A 26318-nucleotide genomic window follows, 5' to 3' on the forward strand; every position below is an offset into this window, starting at 1 on the left:
TCGGCGAGCCAAAGGCTCGCCGAAACTTGTTTATAAAACGACATAGGAAAATGGAGCGTTAAAAAAATGACTTCAGTGAACGTTAAGAAAATTCTACTGTTTGAGTGCGGGATAAAAATTAAATAATAAACTAATACTAAATCCGCACGAGTTTTAGAATTTTTAGTGAACAGAAGTCATTTTTAGCGGAATTTTCCAAGTCTTGAACTTTTGTTTCTTTTGTTTCAAGACAAAAGAAATAATTAATATTTAGAAGCAAACTCCTTCGCAAACTCCTCCAACTTAATATCTCCCGTCACTACCGAACCATGCTCAATAAAATCCTTTTGAACAACACCCGTTCTTACGCCTCTTCCCATTTCGGTATATAATTCAGCCATTTCCTGAGGAAGTCCGGCTTGTAACATTCCTTTTAGAGAATCTTCATCTTTAAATTCAACCCAAGGTAATTCTGGTTTTCCGATGGCTGTTCCAAAAACTTTTGCAAAATCAGAAGCTGGACGAAGATCACTTACAATATATCTTACATTTTTACCCTCAGAATTTTTCACTAATTCCTCTGCCGCAGCTTTTGCAATATCAACGGGATGAACTAATGGAACATTTATATTTTCAGGATAATTCGCACCAATAATTCCTGCATTTTGAATTAACGGAATATCATTAAAGAAATTAATGTAGAAATATCCGGCTCTTAAAAAGGTTACAGAGGTATTTTCTAAATTATTATAGAATTTTTCAATATGATGAAGTCCTTTTATCGGACCTGTTTCTACAGGAGATTCAACACCGATACTGCTTAACATTACGACTCTTTTTACGCCTGTTTTTGAAATGGCTTCAGCATAATTTTTTCCTGCATTAATGGTATTTTCAATAATATTCACTCCACCCATATTCGGAGGAGTCATTAAAAATGCTGCGTCTGCGTTTTCGAAAGATTGAACTAAAAAATCTAGATCTGTAATAGAACCGATGGCTGCTTTTGCTCCAAGAGATTCAATTTCACTTTTTTTAGATTCGTTGCTGCTGATTACGGTGATATCGTGACCTTCTGCAATTAATTGTTGAGCTAATGGTTTTGCTACATTTCCTAATGAACCTGTGATTGTAATTTTCATATGTAAATATTTTTTTATTTCTGAGAACAAAGGTATATTTGTACTTACTTTTATACAAGTACTTACCCTAAAGTATGTAATATGACAGCCATTAAAGAAAGCTCAACTATTCAGCAAAATAAGAAATATGCACTCGATCTTTGTCCGGTAACCTATGTAATGGAAAAAATCGGTGGATTCTGGAAACCTATTATTTTATATCATCTCTCAAACGGAGATAAAAGATACAGCGAACTAAAACGTGCAATTCCTGCAGTTACCGAAAAGATGTTGATTCAGCATTTAAAACAATTGGAAGCAGACGGATTGGTGATCAGAACCGCTAAACCGGTCATTCCTCCTCATGTAACCTATGAATTAAGTGAATCTGGAAAAGGATTAATCCCTGTCATTCATCAAATGGCAGAATGGGCATTTAAAGATATGGACGGAAAATATAAATGTGGATAATTGGATAGAATTTTTTTCTAAAGATCTTAAAAAGCATCAATAGGAATGGGCTTTAACCTATTTTCAAAATTAAAATAATCAAATGTGGCTTCAGCCAAAACCTATAAAAAAGACTGCTTACATACGTAAACAGTCTTAATACTCATAAATGAAAAATTTTTTACAAAGATTTCATATCAATTACGAAACGGTATCTCACGTCGCTTTTCAGCATTCTTTCATAAGCTCCGTTAATGTCTTGCATGTTAATCATTTCGATTTCAGAAACGATATTATGCTCACCACAGAAATCAAGCATTTCCTGAGTTTCAGCAATACCACCGATCACAGAACCAGCAACAGATTTTCTTCCTAAAATCATTGGAACAGTATTCAAAATAGGTTCCAAACCTCCTAAATATCCAACTAAAACAAGCGTTCCGCTGATATTTAAAGTCGTAACATAAGGATTTACATCGTGTACATAAGGAACAGTATCGATAATTACGTCAAATTTTCCTTTTACAGAATCCATTTGAGTATCATCTGTAGAAATTACAACATGATCAGCTCCCAATTGCTTTGCATCTTCCGTTTTTCCCGGAGTTCTTGAGAATAAAGTAACTTCAGCGCCTAAACCTTTTGCCAGTTTAATTGCCATGTGACCTAAACCTCCAAGGCCTACAACGGCAACTTTAGAATTTGGACCAACGTTCCAGTGTTTCAAAGGAGACCAAGTAGTAATTCCTGCACAAAGAAGTGGTGCAACTGCTGCAAGATCTAAATTTTCAGGCACTTTTAAAACGTGATCCGCATCTACAACTACTTTTTGAGAATATCCTCCGAAAGTATGACCTCCCAAATGCTTGTCTTTTCCGTTATAAGTTCCTGTAAATCCGTTTAGACAATATTGTTCAAGATCTTGTTTACAGCTGTCGCAATGTCCGCAAGAATCTACGATACACCCTACACCTGCCAAATCTCCAATTTTAAATTTAGAAACATCGCTTCCTACTTTTGTAATTCTACCTACAATTTCGTGTCCCGGAACTGCCGGATACATTGTTCCTCCCCAGTCGTTTCTTGCTGTATGAAGGTCAGAGTGACAAACTCCGCAATATAGAATATCAATTTCTACATCGTTGGGTGTTGTATCTCTCCTTTCAATGTTCATTTCTTTTAAATCTGCCGTCGTAGACTCTGCTGCGAAAGCTTTTACTGTGAATGTGCTCATTTGATTTTTTATTTAAGTTAGTTTATAAATTGTTGTATTCTTCGTCAGTTACAGGCTCCATCCATTCTACAATACCATTTTGTGTATTAGGATTAATGGCGATATGTGTTAATTCACTATCCGGACCTGCACCATGCCAATGGATTATATGAGGAGGTATATTTACAACATCTCCTGCTTTTAAAACTTGCGCAGGCTTTCCTTTTTCCTGATAAAAACCTGTTCCTGAAGTTACAATTAAAATCTGTCCGCCTCCATGAGAATGCCAGTTATTTCTGCAGCGTGGCTCGAAAATTACATTCCCGATCTGGCAGTTAAGTTCGTCTGCATTGGGTTTTAAAATCTTTACCCATGCAGTTCCGCCTGAAAAATATTCAGATGGCGCTTTTTCTCCTTTAGGAAAAATAGTAGTATTAAATGTTTCCATAACAATGCAAAAGTCGATACTTTTAGATGAACTATACTTATATAATTTACTGAAATACCTACCATTTTTACAGACTCGAGAAAAGGTACGAAAGAAAGTGGTAATTTTGAATAAGATTAAAAATGGAATTTATGGAAGATCAAGAGGTTGAAATCTACAATAGTGTTTCGGAATATAATAAAATGGCCAATCAGGAAACCTTACATCCTTTGGTTAGCGTAGTTGATTTTTCAAAATCTGATCCTATTAGCCAGCACAAAAGAACGTTTGGTTTTTACACCGTTTTTTTGAAGGATGTAATGTGTGGAGATATGTTTTATGGGAAAAACAGTTACGACTATCAGGAAGGAACTTTGGTTTTTATTGCGCCTGGGCAAACGTATGGAATTTACAACAAAGGAAAGCAGATTCAGCCCGCAGGTTTTGCCTTGATATTTCATCCTGATCTGATTAAAGGAACCAATTTAGGGAAGAATATAAAGGAGTATTCATTTTTTTCCTACGATGTTCATGAAGCATTACACCTTTCTGAAAAGGAAAGAGAAATTATTTTAGAATGTTTTAAAAATATTAAACTCGAGCTAGATCAGTCAATCGATAAACACAGTAAGTCATTAATTGTCAATAATATTGAATTGTTTTTAAATTACTGTATGCGTTTTTATGATCGTCAGTTTATCACGAGAGATCATATCAATCAGGGAGTTATTGGGAAGTTTGAAAATCTTTTGGACGAATATTTAAAATCTGATAAACCTAAAAACTTTGGTTTTCCGATGGTTAATTATTTTGCGGAACAGCTTAATCTTTCAGCAAACTATTTTGGAGATATCATTAAAAAAGAGTTGGGAATTTCAGCGCAGGAGTTTATCCATAATAAATTGATTGATGTTGCGAAAGAACAGATTTTCAATCCTGAAAAATCCATCAGCGAAATTTCTTATGATCTTGGATTTAAATATCCGCAGCATTTCACAAGATTATTCAAAACTAAAGTCGGTGTTTCTCCAAGTGAATATAAAATGTTGAACTAAGTCTTTTTAAACACTAATTTCACTAATGTTTTTCACAAATAACACAAACCTCTCATTTGTGAAAATTAGTGCTATAGAAATCTGTGTCATTTGTGTTTAAACAAAAAACAAAATTTGTAAATTGTAATTGAAATAAGCTTAAAATCTGTTTAAAGCCAACATCAAATGACAACACAACAAAATATTGGAACTCACACCTTTCATTCCTCTTTTGGGAAAATTTTAGCTATAAAAGAAAATGGGATTTTAAAAGCCAAAAGCATTCGTTACGCGCATTCTGAAAGGTTTCAAAAACCAGTTCCTGAAAAGCCATCAGATTTGGAAATTATCTTTCCCGAAAGAACTCCGGTTTGTCCACAAAATATCAGTCCGTTATTAGAAAAGATGATTGGGAAAATAGATCTCGATCTTTTTGAGGTGGAAGAATCAACGCAATATTTATCAATTTATCGACCTGAAAATCTTGATCAAAATGGAAAATTACCCGTTGTCGTTTGGATTCATGGTGGATCTTATGAAATCGGTTGTGGTGATTTGTCAACGGCTGATCCTACAGATTGGGTAAAAGAGCAAAACATTATTGTTGTCACGGTTTCTTATCGATTAGGGTTTTTCGGTTTCTTGGGCGGAAGTGAAAAAAGACCTGCCAATCTAGGATTATTTGATATTATTGAAGCGTTGAAATGGATCAAAATATACATTAATGATTTCGGTGGAGATGCTGAAAACATTACCCTTTTGGGGCAATCTTCCGGTGGTGATGCGATTGCTCATCTGATGATTTCTGATGGTGTGGAAAATTTATTTCAACGAGTTATTATTCAAAGTGCACCTTTAGGACTTCGAAATCACCGTCAAAAAATGCTCACCGAATTTTTAGAAAAAACAGAAAGATTTACAGCTGATACGGATCTTTTAGAGATTGTAGAAAACTATAAAAACTTTGTCCCGTCTTTCTTCAAATATGGATTAAAAGCAGCTATGCCTTTTGGGGCACAATATGGTTTTCCGCCTTTGTGTAATGAAGAAGAATCTATGGAAAAATGGAAAGAAAGTGCCAGAAAATATGATGTTTTAATTGGTTTAAATGATGATGAAACTTCATTTTATATTAAAGCTTCCGACTCGATGAATAAATACCTTAATCAAGGTTTTGGAAAAAAGATTCTCAATAAAGCGATTCGGGCAACGACAGAAATTATTTATGGAAAACCCGCTCAGACTTTTGCTGAAAACTATGCTGAAGCGGGAGGAAATATCTATCTATTCAGAATTCATTCAAAATTGATCAATAATTTTTTCGGGGCTGCCCACGCATTCGATCTTCCTTTGTTATTTGGAAATGAAAATGCATGGAAATCTTCAGGCTTATTAAAAGACGTTCCCTGGAAATATATTCATGAGAATGGACAGAGATTAAGAGCTCTTTGGGCAGAATTTGCACGCAACGGAACTCTATCAGAATCATTTGAAAAGCCTTCTATGCTGGAACTCCGAAAAGTTTAGTTTTATTTTTTAAACACGAATAACACAGATTATTTTCACAAATGACACTAATTTTATTTGTGAATATTAGTGCTTAAAACCTTCGTGCTATTCATGTTTAAATATTTTATTCAGGAATCCAGACACTCACATTTCCTGCCGGAACAGGGAAATTCCCGAATCCTTTTTCATCGATGGTTACTTTCTCTTCAGACCTTCCCAGAAAATCGTAAAAGATTTGTCCAATATATTTTTCGCCCATTTCCATCGGTTTGTTGTAGGCTTCTTTATTGCTCAGAACGACAGCACAACCTTGATGTTCATCATCACCTTCACGAACCCAACCCAAACAATTAGCATCTTCAAAATAATCTTTTTGAACGCCATAAGCATAATCCTTTCTGGCTTTTAATAATTCTTCAATACCATCAATTTTATTCAGAAATATTTCCTGATCATTTCCTTCCTTGTCTTTATCGATATAATGAACGCCAAATAAATCGGGATAAAAAATGCATGGATAACCGTTTTCTCTTAATAAAATTAAAGCATAGGCAAGAGGTTTGAACCATTCTTCAACGGGCGCTTCCAAATCCTGTAAAGGTTGTGTGTCATGATTATCAACAAGACTTACCGAATGCAGCGGATCAGCTTGGGTAAGTGTTTCATCAAAGATTCTTCTCAAGTCGTAATCGCCACCTTCTTTGGATGCAGTGTGAAAATTATTCTGCAATGAGCTATCAAATAAACTCATGGCACCTTCTGTAACTTCGATATATTTTTGAAGTAAGGCTAAATATCCCGGAGCCCAATATTCACCCACAGCAAATATGTTTTTTCCTGAATTGGAGCGAAGTAGGGTGAGCCATTCTTTATAAAAATCAAAAGAAATATGTTTTAAAGCATCAAGTCTTACACCGTCAAAATCAGTCTGATCAAAATACCATTTTGCCCAGTTATTAAGCTCTTCGCGAACATGAGGATTACGATGTTCAATGTCATTATACATCAGATAATCATAATTTCCTTTTTCATCGTCGATCATTTCTTCCCAGTCGTTTCCGTATTCAGACTGGATTTTGAAGATATGGGAATCCATTCCTTCAGCAAAATCAACACCGCTGAAACAAGTAAAGTTCCATTCAAAATTAGAATATTTTTTTCCTCTTCCTGGAAATGTAAATTTGGTATAAGATTCTATTTCGATAACATCAGAAATCACTTTTTCCCTGTTGTTTTCATCAACTTTTACCGCTTTGAATTTTTCCAGTTCGTCACCGCCGGCTTTATGCCCCAAGACAATATCAACAATGATCTGGATGTTTTGTTGTTTTAAAGCTTTAATAGCTTTAGTGTATTCGTCTTTTGTTCCGTATTTTGTTTTAACAGTTCCTTTTTGGTCAAATTCACCTAAGTCAAATATATCATACGCATCATAACCGACCGAGTAGCCGCCATTTGTTCCTTTATAAGCAGGAGGGAGCCAAATGGATGTAATTCCTAATTCAGATAAATAGTTTGCTTGTTTCTCTGCTTCTTTCCATAATTTTCCGTCTCCTTCCGAGTACCAATGGAAAAACTGAATCATCGTTTGGTTCATGTATTGTAAATTTGGTCAATACAATTTAGTGAAATTTATTCATTATTGATTTTCAAATTCTTCAAACGGTATCTTTAGTTGAATAGAAATCTGCTTTTTTTCCTCTGTATTAAGGTGAGAAAGAGATAGCCCTAATAATCTTACAGCTTTGTCAAAGGGGCGAAGTTCCCAAAGTTTTTTTGATGTTTTAAGATATTCTTCAGGGGAATTGAAGTATTCTTCTTTTGTGATACTTCGGGTAAATAGTGAGAAATCTTTATATTTAATTTTTAAGGTTAAAGATCTTCCGAGAATATTATTTTTTTTAAGGCGTTGATGAAGTTCTGCGCTTAAACTTTCCAGTTTTTCGTTAATCTGCTGTTCATCAAAAAGATCTTCAAAGAATGTTCTTTCCACCGCAACACTTTTCTGAATGCGATGAGGTTTTACTTCGGAAGTATGAATTCCGCGGACAACATTGTAGTAGTATCCGCCAGATTTACCGAACATTCTTGTAAGATCTTCGACGGATCTTTTCTTTAAATCTTTTCCTTTATAAATGCCTAAACTAAACATTTTGTTAGCCGTAACTTTACCTACGCCGTAAAATTTTTCAACAGGTAATTCCTCAAGGAAAGCTTCAATTTTATCAGGATGAATGGTTTTTTGTCCGTTCGGTTTATTAATGTCGGAAGCTACTTTCGCTAAAAATTTATTAATGGAAATTCCGGCAGAAGCTGTCAACCCTGTTTCTTCAAATATTTTCTGACGAATTTCCTTAGCAATCTGATTGGCAGATTCTATTCCTTTTTTATTTTCGGTAACGTCAAGATAGGCTTCATCTAAAGATAAAGGTTCTACAAGATCAGTATATTCATGAAAAATCTCCCGAATTTTTTTTGAAACTTCTTTATAACGTGCAAAATGAGGCGGAACAAAAATCAAATGCGGGCATCTTTCTTTTGCTATTTTACTAGACATCGCAGAACGCACACCGAATTTCCTTGCTTCATAGCTGGCCGCAGAAACTACACCACGATGTTCGCCTCCAACAGCAATGGGTTTTCCTCTCAATGCTGGATTATCATATTGCTCCACGGAAGCATAGAATGCATCCATATCAACATGAATAATTTTACGAAGGGGAAAAGGAAAATCCATATCACAAAGATATGGATTCATTTATTTTTAATGATCGAATTATTATGATTTCAATCTCATCGTAAGAAGTAGTGGCTCAAAACCTGCTTTTTCATAAGCTTTTACGGCAGATTCATTTTGATCATAAACATCCAGTCTTATTTCTGAAATACCTTTATCTTTTACCCAAGAAATAAGTGCATCTACAATTAACTGGTTGACTCCTTTTCCTCGATGTTCAGGCTTTACATACATAAAACCGAGATAACCGTATTCTTTGAAGTTATTATAATTTTTTTCAGACTTTTTAATCAAAGCGTATCCTGATGCGATGATCTCGTTATTTTCTTCAACAACCACTAAATGGGCATCTGGCGAAAGAATAAGAGCATGTAAATCGTAGTAGTGAATTTTGCCATCCTTTAAAGTTTCATTAAAAGGTCTTTCCGAAGAAACAATACCTTGTTCAAACTCTAAAAGTATTTCTAAATCCTGTTCTGTAGCTTTTCTTACAATCATAATTTATTTTAAAAGCTTATCTATGGTTGTCTGAATTTCAGGATCTTCGGGAGAAATAGCATAATATTTTGCAATCGCAGATTTTTGATCGATCACCATATATCTTGGAATCCAGTTAAGGTCAATATAATTATTGAAATCATTTTTCCAGCCGGAAGAAAACCAGTAATTCTCTTTGTCTTTCATTTCGAATCTTTCAAGACTTTTATTAAATCCTTCTTTTGATCGGTCTAAGGAAAGGAATACAAAATCGATATTCTTGTTTTTTTCTTCTAATTCTTTAGCTTTTGGAAGTGCATTTAAACAATCTCTACACCATCCGGCCCAAAAATCAATCACTAAAACTTTTCCTTTATGCTGATCCAGAATTTGTTGAATGGTAACGCTTTTACCTTCTTCATTTTCCAGTTTTTGACTTAAAGCTTCTTTAGAAAATTTAGTTTTAAGAACTGTTGGGATCTTTTGAGAACAGCCTAGTCCAAAAATACACATCATCAATAGTAATAATAACTTTTTCATTTTTTCAATTACATTTAATGCAAATCTAAACAATGAAACGCAATTGGAGATTGGTTTCTTATTATTTAGCAAAAATTTAAGAGATTGAGAATTTCTATAAATGCTTATTGATAGTTCTTTACCAAACCTTTTACCAACGTAATAACATTCGGCATTGCTTTATTGGCAGCATTTAATACTTCTTCGTGAGAAACGGCAAAGGCAATGTCCGGCCCACCAAGATCTGTAATAATGGAAACGCAAAAAACTTCCATTCCCATGTGCTTGGCAACGATAACTTCGGGAACGGTACTCATACCGACCATATCGCCACCGATGGCTTTGATCATTCCGTATTCAGCTGGAGTTTCAAAAGTAGGGCCTTGTAAAGCAACATAAACTCCCTGTTGAAATTTAATATTATTTTCTGAGGCAACTTGTTCTGCTACTGCAATCATCTTTTTGTTGTAAGGTTCACTCATATCAACGAAACGAGGACCAAAAGAGTCTATATTTTTTCCACGAAGCGGGTGTTCGGGCATCATGTTGATATGATCTTTTACAATCACAACATCTGCAACGCTAAAATTAGGATTTACTCCACCACAAGCATTAGAAAGAATCAGGTTTTTAATTCCTAATAAATGAAAAATTCGGATAGGAAAAGTAACAGTTTCAATAGAATGACCTTCATAATAATGAAAACGGCCGCTCATCATCAATACTTTTTTGCCTTCCAGAATTCCATAAATTAATTTTCCGCCATGACCTACAATCGTGGTTTGAGGAAAATTAGGAATGTCTTTATATTCTAAAATATGAATAGCTTCCACCTCGTCTTGAAGTTTTCCTAATCCAGATCCTAAAACAATGGCAAAATCAGGAATATCCTGAATAATATTTTTAATGAAATCAGCGGTCTGCTTACTATTTTCTAACATAATCTAAGATGATTTGGTTGAATTCCTCTTTTTTATCGATCACTACATTAATAGGCCAATAGTAAACGATGTCTCTAAGATAATCAAAGGATTTCAAACGAACATAATCTTTCTCAGTTGTTAAGATCAATTTGTATTCACCTAATTTTTTATAATCGGCAATGATCTTTTTAATATCATCTTCTGTAAAATTATGGTGATCTCTGAATTTTAAATGCTTTACTCGTTGTGAAAATTTGGCTAAATGTGCCAACAACGGCTTCGGATTGGCGATTCCTGTAATTAACAGAATATCATAGTAATTCAGGTTGTTGTCAGGAAGCATTTTTTCTTTTCCGTACACATTTTCGTCATACCCGATGGATGAAAAGAATACTTTTTGGGTACGATCCGGTCTGATTCTGGAAATATAATACTGCTTGGTTTCTTCTGTCAGTTCATCAGGACATTTGCTGACCATAATGATGTCTGCTCTTTTATAACCTGTTCTGGATTCTCTCAAATCTCCAGCAGGAAGCAAATGATCTTTAAAGAAAGGATCATTAAAATCAGTCATCAAAATATTAAACCCTGCCTTGATTGCTCTGTGTTGAAATGCATCATCCAAAACCAAAACATCAAGATCCATATCTTCAATGACTTTTTTGGCTCCGGGAACTCTTTCTTCAGAAACGGCAATCACAAAACGGTTTTTGAAACGTTCAAATAATTGCATTGCTTCATCGCCTACAGTTTTATAATTACTCTCGTAATTCGTTACATCATAACCTTTTGTAAGTCTTCCATAACCGCGCGAAAGCACACCTGTTCTGTAATGTTTAGAAAGGTATTGAGCAAGATACATCACCATTGGCGATTTTCCGCTTCCGCCCACGGAGAGGTTACCGACATTAATTATCGGAGTCTTGAATTTCGTAGATTTAAAAATTCCCAGGTCATACATTGTGTTTCGGATACCCGTTACCATATGATAACCGAGGGAAAAAGGATAGAGGTACCATCTTTTCATACGCTTGCAAAAATAAGGATTTTCAAAAGTATTTGGCTAAATATTAACAATGATTTTTCAACATTTATTTTGATAAATGAGTTCATGATTATCATTAAATTAAAGTATTTTTGTAGAGTTATTTTATTACATTGAGGTATTTTATTGAGTTTTCCTATAACGGCAAAAATTATTTCGGCTATCAGATCCAGCCGACTGCTATTACCGTGCAGGAAGAATTGGAAAAGGCACTTTCCACTATTTTAAGAGAAGAAATTAAGACAACAGGCGCCGGACGAACAGATACTGGCGTTCATGCCAAGAAAATATTTGCTCATTTTGATACCGATCAGGTGTTGAATGATCAGTTTTCTCATCGATTAAACAGTTTTCTTCCGGCTGATATTTCCATCAAAAGAATTTTTGAGGTTAAAGATGATTTTCATGCACGTTTTGATGCTACTTTCAGAACATATGAATATTATATCTCGATGGAAAAAAATCCGTTTACACAAGATTCTGCCTGGCAACATTGGAGAAGACCTTTAGATATTAATAAAATGAATGAAGCCTGTAAGATCTTATTTGAATATGATGATTTTACAAGTTTTGCAAAACTTCATACCGACAATAAAACCAATCTTTGTAAAATGTACAAAGCAGAATGGCAACAAAACGGGACTGAATTAAAATTCACTGTTTCTGCGAACCGTTTTCTTAGAAATATGGTACGTGCGATTGTAGGAACCATGGTAGAAATAGGTTCAGGGAAAATAAAACCTGAAGAACTACGAAATGTCATTGAAAATAAAAACCGAAATTCTGCCGGAACTTCTGCTCCTGCACAAGGTTTGTTTTTGGTGGATGTTGGATATGAATTTTAAATAAAACTATTAAAAAAACTAAAACATTATGGTGTCAATTTTTATAATTATTGGAGCTTACAGGTATTATGCCGGCCTTGCGGAGAGGTTTGGAAAAACGAAATGGCATTTCGGACTTTTAGCGATTGGAATTTATCTTGGATTTCAGATTTTATTTCTTTTTTGCTATGCAATTTATGAAGGACTTACAAATCCAGGAAGTTTGAACGATAATAACTATAGCGGTTTTACATTGGTTAATTTAATAAGTTGGTTATTTGCTATTGGTGTTGTGTATGCATTTCATACCTATCTTGAAAAGAAATTTACAAAGGAAATGATAAGAAAACCTTCTTTAGAAATTGAAGAAATTGGAAATAAAGAATAATAAATGATGGTGACTAAGATTGGTATTTAAGACATTAAGATTTATAAAAACCAAAAATTATCTATACCATAAATATCAGCTATCTGATATTTTCTATTACTATTTGATGAAGTTGTAAAGGCAGACAAATTTTAAAGTCTTATTTTTGCAAAAGAATTTTATTTAATTCCTTTCTTCAATTCCTACAATGAAAAAACAAGATACCGGGGCAATTATCAAAAGATTATTCTTCATCGGGATGAAATTCCGTTCGTGGTTTATCATAACTTTGGTAATTTCTATATTTCTTTCCATCGTTTCTACTTACAGGCCGTACCTTACCATGCAGGTGGTAGATAACGATATTACCAAACTTCACGATAAGGCTTTGATGATGAAGCATATTTATCTGTTGGTAGGTTTGGTTTTTGCTGAAACTGTTTTAAACTTTTTCTTAGTGTATTTCTCTAATTATATTTCTCAGAATGTTATCAGAGATATCAGAGAAAGATTATATGCTAAACTGATCTATTTCAGAACATCATTTTTTGATAAAACGCCAATCGGGCAGCTCGTAACGCGTGCTGTAGGAGATGTGGAAACCATTGCGACGGTTTATACCGACGGTTTCCTGATGGTTTTCGGGGATATTTTGAGAATCGTTTTTGTGTTGATAATGATGTTCAGCACGAACGTTCATTTGAGTTATATTACGTTGGCGATTTTACCCTTAATGGTTTTGATTACGAGATTTTTCCAAAAAAGATTGAAAAAAGCTTTTGGAGATGAAAGAACTTGGACTTCAAATCAAAACTCTTTTGTTCAGGAAAGATTAGCAGGAATGCCTATTATTCAGGTGTTCAACAGACAGCAGGCTGAATATAAAAAGTTTGATGATATTAATATTACCTTAAAAGGAGCATTATTGAGAACTGTTTTTATCTTCTCATTATTCTTTCCTGTGGTTGAACTTATTTCTTCACTTTTTATAGGATTTATCCTGTTTTATGGAGGATATATCACAATTAGTGCTGGGGTTGTTATTGCATTTATTCAATATATTTCAATGTTGATTCGTCCTTTGAGACAGATCGCAGACCGTTTCAACAATATCCAACGTGGAATTGTAGGTGCAGAAAGAGTTCTTGGAGTGATGGATGAAGATTACGCAATGCCAAACACTGGAAAAGTGGAGAAAGATCATTTTGACGGTAAAATTGAATTCAAAGAAGTTCGTTTTGCATATGATGAGAAGCAGGAAGTTCTTAAAGGAATTGATTTTAAAGTGAATCCGGGAGAAACCGTAGCGATTGTTGGAGCAACCGGAGCCGGAAAATCTACCATTATTAGCTTGATTACAAGATTATATGATATTAATTCCGGTGAAATATTTATTGATGATGTTGAGCTTAAAGATTACGAATTATATAATTTAAGAAGTCATATCGGAGTCGTATTGCAGGATGTTTTCCTATTCCATGGAAGTATTTTTGAGAATCTTGCTTTTGGGGATGATACGATTACGCTAGAAAAAATAAAAGCGGGCGCCAAAGAAATTGAGGTTGATGATTTTATTGAAAGTCTTCCCGGAGGATATGAATATGTGGTGAGTGAAAGAGGTTCATCGATTTCTTTAGGTCAGAGACAATTGTTATCTTTCCTAAGAGCTTATTTATCTGATCCAAAAATTTTAATTCTGGATGAAGCAACATCTTCTATTGACCACGAAAGTGAAAAACTGATTCAGAGAGCGACAGAGAAAATTACTAAAAACAGAACGTCAATTATTATTGCCCACAGACTTTCAACCATTGAAAAAGCCGATAAAATTATCGTCATGGAACATGGGAAGATTGTAGAAGAAGGTAAACACCTTGAATTATTAGACAAAAACGGATATTATTCCACTCTTTACAAGGCTCAGTTGAGACATGAAGTAGAGGAGAGTGAGGTTGTTGAAAATAATTAAGCTAAAATTATTTTTAGTTTAAAATAAAAAAGATACTTTATTATAAAGTATCTTTTTTTATGCTTGAATGTTTGATGAAAGCCAAGAATCTATAATCCATAAGGGATAATTCCAAGATCTTTTTTCCAAGTTTCACCGTATTTATCAGTTAGACTTTTCGCTAGGGCTAAATTATTTTTCTCCGCTTGTTTTGAAATGGTTGGACTAATCACACAATTTTCATAAACAACATCAACCTTATATTTTTTCCTGAAAGCTTCATGATTTTTCGACATGATCCCGAATTGAATAAAATGAGGTAAGATTTCTACGTCTCTTTTTCCATTTTTATCTTTAATAGTTACTTTAACATCTTTATTTTTCTGCGCAAAGCTTACGCCTGAAAAGGATAATGCAATCAGTAAAAGAAATAATTTTGAGTTTTTCATATATGGTTCTATAACTTATAGATTCAAAATTCAGGTGGAGGTTAAATTTATTTAATTTTAAAATAGTAATTAAAACTTAAAGCCTATACTGAAATATACTCTCCAAAAATTAATCGCATTATTTTTGGAAACATTAATATTGATAGGGCCTAAAATTGATTCATATCCTAGATTAAGACCATATCCATAAATGTCAGAACCTTCTTTTGTGAAGGGTGAAAGATCGTTACTTGCTCTGCCATAATGAAAAGAAGGCGTAAGATAAAGATTTTTATAAAGGTTGTATTGAATATCCACACCCAGTTTAGCGAATGAATTTGTGGGCACTTCTTTTTGTCGCAAACCGTTGAACTCTGGGTTTATTCCGCTAAAATTGTATTCGCTTCCGCCAAGATTATATTTTTGATTTAAAAAAAGATAAGGAGTTTTTTCTAAATTCTGATCTGAATTTTTAGATGAAAAATGAGTCCCTAAAAATGCATTGGCTTTAATCGAAATATTTTTAGTGACGGGAAAAACAAAGTTTTCGTTAATTGCTAAGCTTAATAAGTTTTTTGGAATATAATAATACAAATCAGCCGGATTCAAATAATTATAAAGTGCCGGTTGTATATTTTCTAGATCATATAAATTATACTGATCTCCAAAATAATATTTACTTATAATCTGCAGATTGTTTCCAGAAGTAGGATAATATCTTTCATTTAAACTATTCTGATTGAATTTAAAAAACAGATCAAAATTATTATGCTGATATACCTTATTATCATAGCTGTAACCCGTTATAAATTGGCCTATTTTATCTGCTGAACGATTCAGTTTTTCTGTATTATATTCCATTCCCAATGAAGCCATTGAGTTTGGAGTAATTATGTAATTAATTGCTGTATTGGCAGTTGTATTTCTGTAAATAAAATCAGAGGAATTGGAATTAACTGTTTCGCTATCAAATTCATTACTTGCCCGAAGTAGGAAATCATTACTTTTCAGGTGAGAGGTGGTTCCTTCAGCACTTATCCACCAACGGAAATTCTTATCCATAAATTTTTGAAATTGCAAACGACCTTTGAAACGTTCTGAAATGTCTAAAGTGGCTAAGGCGCGAAATCTATTTTCAATATTTCGATAAGTATAGTTAACGATAATACCGACAGACTGCTCGTTATCATAATGTAATGCAAGCTTAAAAGCACCTGCTTTTACTCTTTTTATAAATATATTCATAATGAGCCCGTCTTCAGAATCGGTATAAGTATAATACACCTTTTCGTATTGCCTCATCCCAAAAACCTTATCAATAGACTCGTTTACTGTTTTTGCATCATAATATTTTCCTTCACTTAAACCCATTAAGCTTTTAATACTTTCAACTTCAGAATGATTATTTAAAGGTGTTCCGTTGTCTTCACTATAAGTGAATTTTATGGTTGGTTTTTTTATTTCTTCAATTAGTTTATGATCATAAATAATTCCTAGTTTACGCTGTTCATTGGCTAAAGCAATAAATTCCGGGATGTGTTTTCTTGCTTCCTGCTCTCCGATTTTAATGATTTCTTTATAATTTTTGAAATCTTTTGTAGTGTAATCATTGAGAGGAGCTACAAAATCAACCAAAATATCAGACATTTTCTTTTGTTGATTAAAATCCTGAACGGAATGGAAAGCGTGGGTTTGGTAGATCATTTTCATGGGATTTTCTATTTCCTTTTTTGTGAAAAGTCTAAACCCGGTATACCCACCAATAATATAATCTGAACCCATATCTTTTACTTCCTGTACCGGAAAATTACGGTCTAGTCCACCGTCTACAAGAAGTTTACCATCAATATAAACCGGTGCAAAGGCTGCAGGAATAGCTAATGTTGCACGTATTGCTAATGGAAGGGAGCCTTTTTTCTGCATTACAAGTCCGCCATTTACAATATCAGAAGAGGTAAGTTGTACAGGAATCTGAAGCTTGCTGAAATCGTTAATATGTTTGGCAGGAAAGGTTAGTGTATTGAGTACTTCAGACATATATTGTCCTTCTATAAAAGAACTCGGTAATGAAGGCAGACCACCTTCAACCGGAAATTCTATGATATACTTATTGTACTCATCTTTCTCGCTGATATTTACCTTATTGTAAGGGATCTTATTGCTTAAAACTCTTTTCCAATTTGTGTCGTACACAATTTTCTTAAGCTGGTCTCCATTATATCCCATGGCATACAAACCGCCTAAAATCCCACCCATACTGGTTCCGGTGATATAATCGACCTTAATTCCCAATGAATCTATTACTTTTAAAATTCCTATATGAGCGAATCCTTTTGCGCCACCACCACTTAGAGCAAGACCGAATTTGGTGTTGCTGGTAATGACTTTTGGAGTGGTTTTTATAGAATCCTGTGCGGGAAGCAATATATAAGTAAAGATGATGTTGAAAATAATTAAAAATTGCTTCATCATATTTTTTTCCAAAAATATAAAAAAATTCAAAGATTGATTTTTGATTTATATTAATTAAAAATCATAAAATGGTTTATATTAGTTGCTTATATTATTTTTTTTAAAGTTTTTTATCCTGTTAACAGTGATTTAAATGAGAATATTTTTCTAAAATATTTGAATAATAAAGACTCTGAATTTCTATTCTCAATATTTTTAATTAAATCATCATCAAAAGTTTTAAAATAATGTTTTAAGTATATAAAATATTGTTAAGCTTAGAATCATTAAAAATAAAAATCCTTTTATTAGCAAGAGTTATGATAATTTTTGTTAAAGTTTTAGGAATTCCAAATCTATGGATTGTATAGGTGTTTTACGAAAAATGGTTGATATTTTCAAATTAAATGATAAAATCTTAACGAAACATTATGTTTGTATCGAAAAATTTATTAATTTTAATGTGAAATTGAACGACTACTCTAATAATTGGTAGGGTGTTTGATATAATTGAATGCTTTTTTTAATTAAACCCCAAAATATAAATGAATAATATACAAGATGAATTTCAGGTCTTCAGAGACGAGTTAAGAAAATTGAATATCGAAGTACAGAAAGTAGTAAAGGTAGGTAACGGTAGCATGGACTTTCACGAGGTTTTTTATAAATCCCCAAGATATGAGGATGTAAAGACTGTCTATGTTCAACGTCACTACCTGGATGAACTTATTGTAAAATTCAGACAAGCTTATAGCTAAAAAATAAAATACGCGGCTCAGGAAACCTGAGCCGCGTATTATTTATCATGTTTGAATAAATTTAATCTTTATCCAACGTCGAATTTTCTTTGGTGTCTTTCATTCGCACATACACGAGCAATGAAAACAAAATACATGCAGTAATGTACCAATAGAAATAATGTTCGGCTCCAAATTTCTTTAGCCATAACGCAATATACTCTGCACTGCCTCCAAATATCGCCACGGTTAAGGCGTAAGGTAGACCTACTCCTAGGGCACGCACTTCTGAAGGGAAAAGTTCTGCTTTTACGATAGCGTTGATAGAAGTGTATCCGCTCACAATAATTAATGCTGCCATGATCAGGAAGAATGCCGTCCACATAGAAGTTGTATGACTTAATGCCGTAAGTAACGGAACAGTACATATCGTTCCCAAAATTCCGAAACCTAATAATAAAGGTCGTCTTCCGATTTTATCCGAAAGTCCTCCAAAAACAGGTTGTAAACAGGCAAAAATAAATAAAGAGATAAATGAAATTAATGTAGATTGTTCTTTAGTAAGATGAACAGTATTCACCAAAAATTTCTGCATATAAGTGGTGTAAGTATAGAAAGCCAATGTTCCTCCCAACGTCAATCCGATTACGGTAAGTAGAGCTTGTGGATGTTTAAGGAGTTCTTTAATGGTTCCTTTTTTCTTATCATTTACATCTTTTTTATTTTCAAAAGCTTCAGTTTCATGAAGGTTTGATCTTAAATATAATGCGATTACCGAAAGAATAGCTCCAATTACAAAAGGAATTCTCCAGCCCCAATCTTCTAATTGAGTTTCTGTCAGAATTAATTTTTGTAAAACCAGCTGTATTCCCAACGCGATTAATTGTCCGCCAATTAACGTCACATATTGAAAACTTGAATAAAAGCCTCGCCTGTCTTCCGTTGCCATTTCGCTGAGGTAGGTTGCCGAAACTCCGTATTCTCCACCCACACTTAATCCCTGTAATAATCGGGCGATAAGAAGTAGAGCAGGGGCTAGGATTCCTATTGTATCATAAGTTGGTGTTAAAGCAATTAACAAAGATCCGAATGACATTAACAAAACTGAAAGCGTCATTGCTTTTTTCCTTCCTATTCTATCGGCGATACTTCCGAACATCCATCCTCCGATGGGACGCATCAAAAATCCGACGAAAAATATTCCGGCTGTGTTCATTAATTGTGCATTAAGATCAGATTCCGGGAAAAATGAATTGGAAAAATAGATGGCAAAGGCAGCGTATGCATACCAGTCATACCATTCTACCAAGTTTCCTATAGAACCGCCCACAATGGCTTTTATCCTTTGGGCAGTTGTAATTTGAGTAGTATTAGCGTTCATATGGGTAAGATATTAAATTTTTTAAAGTACAATTTGAAAAGACAGTAAAAATTCTCCTTTTCTGTCAAAAATTCTTTTTGAAGCGGTATCATATAACGGTCTGCTGCTGTATTGAGCAATAATTCTTGCGTTTTGACCGTATAAAAAAAGATTAGCGCCGATGTCGTAGTAGCTTCCGCTTTGGTTTAATGCTTTCATATCTTTAAGAGCATAATTAAAAAACGGCTGCACTTTCACGATCTTGCTGAATTTAGGAAGTACAAAACCTACTTGGGAAAACCATATATTTCCTGTTCCCATCAAAACTCGATTGTTTCCGGCTCCTTCTAAAGCTTTTTCGCCTGTAAATGTTGCATCAACAGTTCCGGGATTCATAATTCCGCTTACTCTCAGATAATTTGGGCCGTAGTTATAATTATAGAAAACAGAATAGAGCGTAAGTCCCATTTCTTTACTTTTATCACCTAATGGAAGCTCAGAATAAACATCTGCTCCGAAAATGTTGGTATCATGAGATTCAAAAACGTTTTCTGTAGGCTGAGATTGCGTTGCATCTTTATTGGTATAAAAACCTGCTCCAATATTCAGTACTTTTTTTGCAGCTAAATTATTTCCCGCTAAAAATGATGTAGAAGTAACTTCTTTATTAAAAAACTGATAATAAGCATATCCTGCATAAGACAATTTTCCGCTTTGGTTGTTATCAACAGCAACTCCGCCAACAGCGGGTTTCAGATTGGTTGCAAAAGGTTTGTTTACACTGAAACGATAATTAATTCTGTCAAATTCCCCATGAACAAAAACTCCGAATTGTCTTGAAAACTGATCTGCAATTTCAATTGTCGGGAAATTAAAAACAGGAATATCACCCGCAAGCATTTTAGTTGTACTCGCATTCGTCATTCGGCTCACACCGTTCCATGAATGAAGTCCCGCTCCCAAATAAAGATTATTCTTATTAGGTTTTCCTGTCTGAAAATCATTTCTCGGAATAATAGCAAATTCATTGTAAGCATCATGAAAAAAGAAAGGTGCTTTTTTTCCTGCTCCGTTATTTCCTGTTCCAGTTCCTCCGCCAGAAATAAAATTTTGATTATTAATTCCCATCTGCAAAAAGACAGAATAGAACGGCGTTAACTGACTTTGGATAATCAATCTCATTCTTCGGATTCCCGCATCATACGTCTGATCCTGCGGAACTCCATTGACGGCCGTTCCCGGATTATTATCGATACTTCGAAGCCAGATTTGACTCGAAATTCCGAATTTTAACCATTTATCACCTTTTTGATTAAGGTTGATTTTAAGCTCTCCAATATCCAACGGATTCTTTTCTACAGTTGGAACTTCTTCCATCTTTTTTTCGGACTTAATCGTGTCTTGGCTATAGGCGAATTGCACTGCAGTTAAACCGAAAAGTAAGAGTAATTTTTTCATAGGCGTTTTTACTTGTGCCTAAACAAGAAATAAATTCTGAAGAAATTTTGAAGTTTTCACAGAATTTGAATTTTTGTTGTTATGTTTTTGAATTTCAGTTAATTATTTTGTGAAATTAATTTTGACAGTATGTAAATTATGTTCAAAATGATAAGAAATTTCAGTATTATAAATCTCCAAAATCTTCTTCACAAGCGCCAAACCAATCCCAATGGAATTTTGATTGGGATTTCCTCGCTTGAATCTTTTGAATAATTCTTCCGTAGAAATTGTGGGCGGATTTCCTGTATTTGAGATCTGAAAATAAGTTTCTGTAAGCTTTACAAAAATCTTTCCGTTTTCGATATTATGCCTTTTTGAATTGTTGATAAGATTGTTAATAACTATAGATGCCAAATTTTCATCAAAATTAAGATATACATCATCCTGAATTTCGTTAACCAAAGTAAGGTTCTGAATTTCAAATAAATCCTCAAAATAATGAAGTCTGTCTTTTAATAATTCCGAAAAATTAATCAGTTGTGAATCATTTTTTTCAAAATGTTCCAATTTAGCAAGAAGAATTAGAGATTGATTGATAGATGAAAGCCTGTCCAATTCATCATTCATCGAAGAAAGTGTGATCAATTGATTTTCTGAAAGTTCGCTATCCATTAATAATTCTATTTTACCTTTAATAGAAGCTAACGGTGTCTGTAATTCGTGGGAAGTATTTTCTGAAAGTTCTTCCAAAACGTTGTAATCTTTTTTGGAGCTTTCGGACATTTTTAAGAGAAATTTATTTAATGATTTAAATTCTTCAGTCTCTGTTTCCATTAAATTCATCGGGCTGTTATCTCTCAATCTGAATTTTTTAATTTCATCCATCGCGTGATAAAAAGGATCGAGAATTTTTTTTGAAACTAAAACACTCACAATAATCGTGAGAATGACAAGAAAAACCATGATCCACGCTACAACCATGATAATGCTCATCATAAAACGGTTTTCGATAATCGTGATATATCTTACGCTCGTAATAGAATATTTTTTCTGATGAATAACAGGGTAGGTAGTAACGGAAATTCGGTTGATATAGGACTGTATGCTTTTATTCCAGAGATATTTTTCCTCAATAATTTTTTCTTTGGCGATTTTTGTATCAGGCGGAAGAATTTTAACCTGAGTTTGTCGATGATGAGATTTTAAATAATCATAAGCCGAATCTTTCTCCAATTTATGAGTGACATATTCGTTTAAATCTTCCAATTTCAGAATGGCAGAACGCATTGTTGCTCTTTCAAAAGCAAAATACAAAATAGCAAAGCCTGTGACGAGGACAAAAAATACCAAAAAGGTAAATGCTCTGGCAAAACGGAAGCTTAAATTCATTTAATGAGAAGTTAGAATTTAGAGGTTAGAAATTAGTTTTACAATGATTATGTTATTACTAATATTTTTTATTTATCAATCCATTTATAACCCAATCCATAAACGGTTTGCAGATAATCTTTTCCACCTGAATCCAGAATTTTCTTTCTTAAGTTTTTCAAATGTTGATAGACAAAATCTACATTGTCAATACTGTACGTGTAATCTCCCCAAAGATGGCTTGCAATCGCTTGTTTAGATAACATTCTGTTCTGATTATTAATGAAATAGATCAATAAATTCAATTCTTTTTTGGTGAGATTGAGCAGTTGACCGTTAATTTTACACTCTTTAGATTCCAGGTCAATTGTAATTTCGTTAAAACTTAAAATGCGGTTAGCTTCCGGAGTCTTTCTTCTGAGAACCGCTTTTATTCTTGAATGAAGTTCGGGCAATGAAAATGGTTTTGTTACGTAATCATCTGCGCCGTCGTCTAATCCTGTAAGTTTTGTGTCCAGAGAATTTTTTGCTGAAACAATAATTACGCTGGCAGATGGAGAATAATTTTTGATATGTTTGAGGATTTCCAACCCATTTCCGTCAGGAAGCATAAGGTCTAAAAGGATGCAGTCGTATTCAAAAAGTTCAATTTTTTCTAACGCTTCTTTTGCACTAGAAGCCACTTCACAGACGTAATCTTCTTTTTTAAGATAATCTGTGATGTTGGTTGCAAGTTCCTTATGGTCTTCTATGATTAGGATTTTCATATAAAATTATTAAACTGAAATATCGTATTCTTCGGTTTAAAGATATAAAAAAACCGTTCAGCAATATTGAACGGAATTTGTATGTTGAAATTTAATAAAAAATTTAGGCACAAAGGTTTTAACACTTAAGTTTATTTAAGTTAATAGAATTATGTATAGAAGAACACTTTAGTTCTTTTGAAAATCAAAGATTTTCATCTTATGTGAACTTTTGTATTTTCAAAGTAATAAGCTTTCTAAAACTTAAGTGCTCTAAAGTGTTTAATACAAACTTTTGCTTCTTTTGTGGTAAAATTAAAATTTAAACAAGTCTAATTTTTAAAATCTATATCCGAGGGAAAGTCCGCTTCTGAAACCTGCCCAAGGCCCATCGATTTTTATTCGGGCTCCTTTTTCATTGGTTTCAACGGTGTAATCTACAAAAGGAATGTCCAGATCTTCAATTTCTTTTTTTAATTGAGCCTGCATTTCGGGAGTCAGAACGTAGTCGCTTGTCATGGTAAAGTCACCTTTTCCGCTTCCGTAATGTCCGCCAGCGATCCAGAAATCAAGAACGAGATTTTGACTTCTGGTTAAAAGAAACTGAACGCCGACCATTACTCCGCCACTGTTTCCGTTGGCGCTTCCTGTACCTTTTAAGGGGATTTGATAAGTGTTTCCATCGATCGCGTTGTAGTCATAATAGAAATCGAAAGTATTGGAAGTTATCTTTGAATATCTGTAATAAGGTGCGATGTAAAAGCCCTTTCCGTAGCCTTTTCCAAGATAAAAACGAGGTTCTACCGTGAAATTTGTTGCTTTTACTCTAAGATTTTGAAATCTTTTTTCATCTTCGTCACTTAAAAATGAGTTGATGAAAGGAACCTTACCTTCCGGCATCGTTCCAAAGCTTACATTCATTGAAAACCATTGATTTATCGATCTTTCATAAGACAAATTAATGTTTCTGAATACATATCCTGTAACATTGGTTTTAATGATGTTCATTTTTTCCAGAGGTTCGCTGCTGGTTTCCTGTGCGTTGAATTCTGAGAACAACAAGGGAAGAATTATAATGAAATATTTTTTCATGATTTTAAATTTTCATTAAACATTAAGTGATTGGTATTGATACGAAAGCAAAAAACGGGCAGGAAATCAATAAACTGTGAATTTAATTTTCAATTATGATTAAAAATAGTAAACAAATGTTGATTATGGAAGTAAAATTTACCTTTTGAGTGTTTTCTTTTTAAATATAATTCTAAAATCATCAATGATAAATTAAAACAAAAAAAATCCGCTCATCAAGATGAATGAACGGATTTTGTTTTATTGAGTGTTGATTTCTATTTCTTAATAAATTTCGCAGTCTCAGCTTTAGAATCTTTTCCTGAAACTTCAATAAAGTAAGCAGCAGGCGGTAATTCTGAAATCTGAACTTTTCCGGCTTTAAGATCTGCCGTTTTTACTAATTTTCCATCTAAACTGTATACTTTAGCTGTTGAAAAATTTCCTGCTCCTTTCAATTCAATAGCATCTTGAGCTGGATTAGGATAAATTTTTAAACTTTCTTTTTTAGCAACAAAATCTCCTGTTGATAATGTTGGTAAATTAAGAGCCTGAGCAGCGTTTGAGGTTTGGTTATTAATTCCTGCTACAGGAACATTAACAATAGTTTCAATTGTCGTTAATAACGGGAATTTGTGAGTGCTGTCGTAATATGCATAAGAAGTATTGGTAATAGATCCTATTGGAAATATAAACGATGTATCATTCGGTAAGTGAAGATTGAAAGTCTGAACAGATTTGGTTCTCAATACGTTATTAAATGTAGCGGGTCCCAAAAGCAATGTTCCCGATGCGTCAGCAGAAATATTAATTGTTCCTTTGCATAATCCGCTCGCAGAAGGCGATGTGAATGTTCCCTGTGCCTGATCTACCTCAGAATATCCAAATGCGGCAGGATAAGAAATAAATGTTCCGTTATTGGTTGCCAGATTCAAAGTAGCATCTGTAGTTACCAATCCTGTGATTTCCAGTTTTGAAGCCGTTTGTTTGTAGTAAACTGTAGTTCCGCTTCCTACCATTTTCAAAGTAGAACCGGGAAAAGTCGTGATTTCACCAGCAGAAGGAGTCGAATAAACAGTTGAAGATGCTGCACCAGCCGTAAGTTGAGTATTGGTAAAAGTTGTGTTTGCTCCTGTTGCAGAATTATTAGGCGTTCCTGTTACGGATAAATAACTTACCGTTTCGCCAGTCAAAGGATCGTTAAATGCTTTGGTAATGGTAGTTTGCGCTGTATAAAGCCCTGAAGCCATCAGCAAAAAAAGTACAGATTTTCTCATAGTTAAATTTTTCTTTAAAGATAATTAAAAACTGTGTTTCAAAATGTATTTTATTTAATCATAACGGATTTTTAATGAGAGTCTTAAAAACAAAAACCGTCCAATAAAAATTGGACGGCCATTTCTGTGCGTTGAATACGATTTTTTAATTCTGGCTGATAATCATTTTTCGATACATATAAATATCTTCGATTGTTACGACGGTCATGTCTTTTCTTATGGCAAAATCTACAATTTCAGGAAGTCTTGCCATTGTTCCGTCTTCGTTGGTGAGTTCACAAAGTACTGCATCATCACCAAGATTGGCGAGTTTTACAAGATCTACACTTCCTTCTGTGTGTCCGCGTCTTTCGAAAACACCGTCTTTTTTAGCAATTAAAGGAAAAACGTGCCCCGGACTTGCAATATGATCGGCTACTGCATATTCTGCAACAGCTGTTCTGATCGTTGTTACACGATCTTTTGCTGAAACTCCCGATTCCACGCCTTCTTTAGCTTCAATGGAGATCGTAAATGCGGTTTGATTTTTTGAATTGTTGCTTTCCACCATCGGACGGAGGTTAAGATGTTTACTTTTCTCCTCAGAAATGCATAAACAGACGATTCCGCTGCATTCGCGGATCAAAAGTGCCATGTCTTTTTCTGTAATAGTGGATGCGGGAAAGATGATGTCGCCCTCATTTTCACGGTTTTCATCATCAACTAAAAGGATGCCTTTTCCCTGTTGTAATTTTAGAAGTGCATTTTTTACACGTTCTTGTGGAGTTGCTCCGAATTTTTCTAATAATTTTTCCATGTTATTTTAATTTTAAGTTAAAATACACTTCGGTACATGGAAATGAAATACAACACAATAAGCCTATAAGA

At 33.9% G+C, this 26318-nt stretch carries 25 protein-coding genes; 7 read left to right on the top strand and 18 right to left on the bottom strand.

From position 1 onward, the window contains the following. Positions 1-242: 242 nt before the first annotated feature. Positions 243-1121, bottom strand: a complete 879-nt coding sequence (locus A0O34_RS12225; RefSeq protein WP_066754992.1) for an NAD(P)H-binding protein — start codon at positions 1119-1121, stop codon at positions 243-245. A gap of 81 nt (positions 1122-1202) precedes the next feature. Between A0O34_RS12225 and A0O34_RS12230 the strand changes: the two genes are divergently transcribed. Further along, a complete protein-coding gene (locus tag A0O34_RS12230; protein ID WP_066754994.1) occupies positions 1203-1571 on the top strand; it encodes a winged helix-turn-helix transcriptional regulator in 369 nt (122 codons plus the stop codon). A gap of 160 nt (positions 1572-1731) precedes the next feature. Here the strand turns inward: A0O34_RS12230 and A0O34_RS12235 are convergent, their stop codons facing one another. Continuing rightward, the gene (locus tag A0O34_RS12235) at positions 1732-2784 is read right to left on the bottom strand and encodes an NAD(P)-dependent alcohol dehydrogenase (RefSeq protein WP_066754996.1); all 1053 of its coding nucleotides are present in this window, start codon (positions 2782-2784) and stop codon (positions 1732-1734) included. Between the two features lie 22 nt (positions 2785-2806). Then, positions 2807-3211: a cupin domain-containing protein gene (locus tag A0O34_RS12240; RefSeq protein ID WP_066754997.1), complete on the bottom strand. Its 405-nt coding sequence runs from the start codon at positions 3209-3211 to the stop codon at positions 2807-2809. Positions 3212-3342: 131 nt separating this feature from the next. Between A0O34_RS12240 and A0O34_RS12245 the strand changes: the two genes are divergently transcribed. Together A0O34_RS12245 and A0O34_RS12250 are read left to right on the top strand one after the other, a co-directional pair. After that, positions 3343-4245 (top strand): helix-turn-helix domain-containing protein, encoded by a 903-nt coding sequence (locus A0O34_RS12245; protein WP_066759679.1) that lies wholly within the window; start codon positions 3343-3345, stop codon positions 4243-4245. A gap of 165 nt (positions 4246-4410) precedes the next feature. Continuing rightward, entirely contained in the window at positions 4411-5751 is a 1341-nt protein-coding gene (locus A0O34_RS12250; protein ID WP_066754998.1) for a carboxylesterase family protein, read from the top strand. Positions 5752-5857: 106 nt separating this feature from the next. Here A0O34_RS12250 and A0O34_RS12255 read toward each other — a convergent pair whose 3' ends face one another. The 6 genes from A0O34_RS12255 to lpxK form a co-directional block, all read right to left on the bottom strand. Further along, positions 5858-7330: an alpha-amylase gene (locus A0O34_RS12255; protein WP_066755000.1), complete on the bottom strand. Its 1473-nt coding sequence runs from the start codon at positions 7328-7330 to the stop codon at positions 5858-5860. A gap of 42 nt (positions 7331-7372) precedes the next feature. Next, a complete protein-coding gene (gene dinB, locus A0O34_RS12260; RefSeq protein ID WP_066755002.1) occupies positions 7373-8470 on the bottom strand; it encodes a DNA polymerase IV in 1098 nt (365 codons plus the stop codon). A 42-nt stretch (positions 8471-8512) separates the two neighbouring features. Further along, positions 8513-8968 (bottom strand): GNAT family N-acetyltransferase, encoded by a 456-nt coding sequence (locus tag A0O34_RS12265; protein ID WP_185097262.1) that lies wholly within the window; start codon positions 8966-8968, stop codon positions 8513-8515. 3 nt (positions 8969-8971) lie between these two features. Further along, positions 8972-9487 (bottom strand): TlpA family protein disulfide reductase, encoded by a 516-nt coding sequence (locus A0O34_RS12270; RefSeq protein ID WP_066755006.1) that lies wholly within the window; start codon positions 9485-9487, stop codon positions 8972-8974. Between the two features lie 104 nt (positions 9488-9591). Continuing rightward, a complete protein-coding gene (locus A0O34_RS12275; RefSeq protein ID WP_066755008.1) occupies positions 9592-10407 on the bottom strand; it encodes a purine-nucleoside phosphorylase in 816 nt (271 codons plus the stop codon). Further along, positions 10394-11416, bottom strand: coding sequence for a tetraacyldisaccharide 4'-kinase (gene lpxK / locus A0O34_RS12280; protein WP_066755010.1), 1023 nt, complete (start codon positions 11414-11416; stop codon positions 10394-10396). The genes A0O34_RS12275 and lpxK overlap by 14 nt, the downstream gene beginning before the upstream one ends. A 131-nt stretch (positions 11417-11547) precedes the next feature. Here lpxK and truA point away from each other — a divergent pair, with 131 nt between their 5' ends. The 3 genes from truA (at position 11548) to A0O34_RS12295 (ending at position 14594) form a co-directional block, all read left to right on the top strand. Further along, on the top strand, positions 11548-12279 hold the full coding sequence (gene truA, locus A0O34_RS12285) for a tRNA pseudouridine(38-40) synthase TruA (protein WP_066755012.1): 732 nt from the start codon (positions 11548-11550) through the stop codon (positions 12277-12279). A gap of 28 nt (positions 12280-12307) precedes the next feature. After that, positions 12308-12646, top strand: coding sequence for a hypothetical protein (locus A0O34_RS12290; protein ID WP_066755014.1), 339 nt, complete (start codon positions 12308-12310; stop codon positions 12644-12646). A 187-nt stretch (positions 12647-12833) separates the two neighbouring features. Next, a complete protein-coding gene (locus A0O34_RS12295; protein ID WP_066755016.1) occupies positions 12834-14594 on the top strand; it encodes an ABC transporter ATP-binding protein in 1761 nt (586 codons plus the stop codon). Positions 14595-14683: 89 nt separating this feature from the next. Here the strand turns inward: A0O34_RS12295 and A0O34_RS12300 are convergent, their stop codons facing one another. Continuing rightward, a complete protein-coding gene (locus A0O34_RS12300) occupies positions 14684-15022 on the bottom strand; it encodes an FEKKY domain-containing protein (RefSeq protein WP_066755018.1) in 339 nt (112 codons plus the stop codon). A gap of 69 nt (positions 15023-15091) precedes the next feature. Next, positions 15092-17473 carry a patatin-like phospholipase family protein gene (locus A0O34_RS12305; RefSeq protein ID WP_228394287.1) on the bottom strand — a complete coding sequence of 794 codons (2382 nt, stop codon included), beginning with the start codon at positions 17471-17473 and terminating at the stop codon, positions 15092-15094. A 524-nt stretch (positions 17474-17997) separates the two neighbouring features. Between A0O34_RS12305 and A0O34_RS12310 the strand changes: the two genes are divergently transcribed. Continuing rightward, positions 17998-18210, top strand: a complete 213-nt coding sequence (locus tag A0O34_RS12310; protein WP_066755020.1) for a hypothetical protein — start codon at positions 17998-18000, stop codon at positions 18208-18210. 61 nt (positions 18211-18271) lie between these two features. Here the strand turns inward: A0O34_RS12310 and A0O34_RS12315 are convergent, their stop codons facing one another. The 7 genes from A0O34_RS12315 to ribB form a co-directional block, all read right to left on the bottom strand. Next, on the bottom strand, positions 18272-19570 hold the full coding sequence (locus A0O34_RS12315; RefSeq protein ID WP_066755021.1) for an MFS transporter: 1299 nt from the start codon (positions 19568-19570) through the stop codon (positions 18272-18274). Between the two features lie 21 nt (positions 19571-19591). Further along, on the bottom strand, positions 19592-21007 hold the full coding sequence (locus A0O34_RS12320; protein WP_082891152.1) for a hypothetical protein: 1416 nt from the start codon (positions 21005-21007) through the stop codon (positions 19592-19594). 102 nt (positions 21008-21109) lie between these two features. Continuing rightward, positions 21110-22378 (bottom strand): sensor histidine kinase, encoded by a 1269-nt coding sequence (locus A0O34_RS12325; protein WP_066755023.1) that lies wholly within the window; start codon positions 22376-22378, stop codon positions 21110-21112. A 68-nt stretch (positions 22379-22446) separates the two neighbouring features. Further along, positions 22447-23124 (bottom strand): response regulator transcription factor, encoded by a 678-nt coding sequence (locus tag A0O34_RS12330; RefSeq protein ID WP_066755025.1) that lies wholly within the window; start codon positions 23122-23124, stop codon positions 22447-22449. A gap of 318 nt (positions 23125-23442) precedes the next feature. Further along, positions 23443-24195 (bottom strand): DUF3575 domain-containing protein, encoded by a 753-nt coding sequence (locus A0O34_RS12335; protein ID WP_066755027.1) that lies wholly within the window; start codon positions 24193-24195, stop codon positions 23443-23445. Between the two features lie 257 nt (positions 24196-24452). Continuing rightward, positions 24453-25451 carry a T9SS type A sorting domain-containing protein gene (locus A0O34_RS12340; RefSeq protein ID WP_066755029.1) on the bottom strand — a complete coding sequence of 333 codons (999 nt, stop codon included), beginning with the start codon at positions 25449-25451 and terminating at the stop codon, positions 24453-24455. A 145-nt stretch (positions 25452-25596) separates the two neighbouring features. Next, positions 25597-26247, bottom strand: coding sequence for a 3,4-dihydroxy-2-butanone-4-phosphate synthase (ribB, locus tag A0O34_RS12345; protein ID WP_066755031.1), 651 nt, complete (start codon positions 26245-26247; stop codon positions 25597-25599). Positions 26248-26318 lie beyond the last annotated feature (71 nt).

Origin of the sequence: Chryseobacterium glaciei (assembly GCF_001648155.1) — a bacterium.
GTDB classification, from domain to species: domain Bacteria; phylum Bacteroidota; class Bacteroidia; order Flavobacteriales; family Weeksellaceae; genus Chryseobacterium; species Chryseobacterium glaciei.